Consider the following 2376-nt stretch of genomic DNA (forward strand, 5'->3'; position numbering starts at 1 on the left):
CACTTTTAGCCGGAATTTACGGCATGAACTTCCATTATATGCCTGAACTGGATACAAAGCATGGATACTACTATACATTGGGAGGAATGGGTATCCTGTTACTGCTGATGATCTTCATATTCAGAAAACGAGGCTGGTTCTAGCCTTTCTTTTTATAAACAGGCACCGTAGAACATGGCTCACCATACATGATACTTTTTACCACCGGGCGAAGCAGGCGGGTAATTTCGGCATAGGCAATTTCCCCTACACGTTTATCACCACATCCTTTTATTACCACTCTCTTATCTGTAAAGGATGCTACATCAATTTTAGCCAGGCTTTGCAGATAAAGTGTTTTGTGAATAAAATCGGCGTCGCCAAAAGCAGCGTAATTGGCAATAGGCTCCAGATTAGTCATCACCAGCATATATGCCCACAAAGGGATTACTGCATCCACACTACAAATTAAACCCACATTTTTTCCACGGAATTGTTCCCAATCGAGCGACTGCAGAGAGGCGCGAAAATCCTTTTCTTTCAGGATCAGCCCCATAAAAAGATAATCCTTCATATCAAAGACCACGGTGTCTCCCTGTGGATAATAATCCTCCAGATCTATGGTTTCCAATCCACTCAGTGCTACTTTATTTATGATGTCGTCCATTTTTTCCTTATTTAAGGATACAAATTTACGAATATCGGTGCAGGAATGTGAATAAGTGATTGGGAGGTGGGGAAAGGGCTAAAAAAGAAGAAGGGAAGCATTCCTGCCTCCCTTCTTCTTATGTCAGTAAAAAATGTAGCGGTCTAGAAAAATTTACCACGGGTATCTTTCACATCAGATTTCTTTTTCAACACTTCAAACAGTTGTTGATCCAGCATGGATTTAACACCCTGTTCGTATGCAGCCTGCTGAGCAGCTACATCTTGCGCTGGTTGAGCAGAGGGCTGGTAGCTATCTACTTTAATAACATATACGCCACCGTTTCCTTCAATCGGAGCCGATACGCTGGTGATACCCCATTTCTTATTGAAAGAAGCACCAGCCACACGTGGCTCGAAGCCCAGAGAAGCGATAAACGGAGTAGCAAAGTTTACACCTTCAGCTTTCAATATTGGCTGGTTGGTTGCTTTAGCTGCTGCATCCAGATTAGCCGGAGTTTGCAGTTTAGCAATGATCTGTTCTGCTTTTTTATGTTTTTTCACTTCAGCTTCTACCTGCGGTCTAACATCTTCCAGCGGAGCAGTACCTTCCTCACGAACACTTGTTAAAACAGCTACAACATATTTATCATCGAAAGTAAATACGTTACTTACATCGCCTTTCTTAGCTTCGTAAGCCCAACGTACCAGTTCGCGTGATTGCCCGATACCAGGGATCACAAAATCCATTGGGCGAACGTTGTCAGCAATTCTTTTATTCAGTTTACCTTCCTGTACTGCTTTTTCAAAGGCAGCACCAGTACGGCTCTTGCCTGCGAAATCACTCGCGCCGCTGTAAGCCAGGTTATTTGTTTCTTTACTTGCTTCTACTGATTTACCGAGGTAAGCCACTTTAATAGCAGGACCAATATTCTTCTGATCCATGATTTCCATTACGTGGTAGCCAAACTGGGTTTTCACCACTTTAATCTGGCCTTTAGTTCCCTCGAAAGCAAAATCTTTAAATTCAGGAACAAAAGAAGAAGAAGGAGTTAAATCATATTCCCCACCAGTTTGTTTGCTTCCTGGATCGTCAGAATATTGATTTACCAGTGCTTTAAAGTCTGCGCCACCTTTTACAGCAACTTCGATGCTATCTGCACGTTTCTTTGCAATAGAATCCGGTGCGCCGCCCTGTGCACCGGATGCAATCAGGATGTGACGAACCTTTACGCTATCCGGCATATTCTTGCGATCAATCATTTTCGCATATACGATCAGATTATTATCGTAATAAGGTCCGAAGATCGCGCCAACAGGCAGATTCACAATAGAATCCTTCTGAGGAACTTTTGCTTCGTTTTTGGAAATATATCCATCGTAATATTTAATATCGGAATTGCGGTTAATGAAACCAGCAACATCTTTAGTAGTGTCCAGCTCAGCTTTCATCGCAACAATCTGTTGGATAGCTGCAGTAGAATCTATAGCAGAAGGAATAGCATCAAATGATACATATTCTACTTTGCGGGATTCTTCTACTTTAAACAGCTGCTTGTGATCCTGAATAAAACGATTCAGGTCACCGTCTGTTACTTTAATAGTAGAGTCAGAAATAGTGGCATAGGGAACGCTTACATAAGATACAGTCGCAGATTGACTGTTATCTTCCTGTTGTTGTTTTGCCATCCATTTAGGATAGTATACACCTTGTTTAACGAGGGTCATATACTTCTGTTGTTCCTGGTATTT

Annotated in this window: 3 protein-coding genes; 1 reads left to right on the plus strand and 2 read right to left on the minus strand. The window is 42.0% G+C overall.

The window, feature by feature from the left end; genetic code table 11:
• The first annotated feature begins 14 nt into the window (after positions 1 to 14).
• Positions 15 to 143, plus strand: coding sequence for a CorA family divalent cation transporter (locus VIP81_RS07165; RefSeq protein ID WP_331957862.1), 129 nt, complete (start codon positions 15 to 17; stop codon positions 141 to 143).
• Here VIP81_RS07165 and VIP81_RS07170 read toward each other — a convergent pair.
• Together VIP81_RS07170 and VIP81_RS07175 are read right to left on the minus strand one after the other, a co-directional pair.
• Positions 140 to 646 carry a DUF2480 family protein gene (locus VIP81_RS07170; RefSeq protein ID WP_331957858.1) on the minus strand — a complete coding sequence of 169 codons (507 nt, stop codon included), beginning with the start codon at positions 644 to 646 and terminating at the stop codon, positions 140 to 142. The genes VIP81_RS07165 and VIP81_RS07170 overlap by 4 nt on opposite strands.
• Before the next feature lie 143 nt (positions 647 to 789).
• Positions 790 to 2376: peptidylprolyl isomerase (locus VIP81_RS07175; protein ID WP_331957860.1), on the minus strand; the 1587-nt coding region annotated here is incomplete at its 5' end.

Source organism: Chitinophaga sp. (genome assembly GCF_036566945.1).
GTDB lineage: Bacteria > Bacteroidota > Bacteroidia > Chitinophagales > Chitinophagaceae > Chitinophaga.

Coding starts and splice junctions, on each gene's coding strand:
- VIP81_RS07170 (WP_331957858.1), bottom strand. CDS start 646: ATGGACGACATCATAAATAAAGTAGCACTGAGTGGATTGGAAACCATA.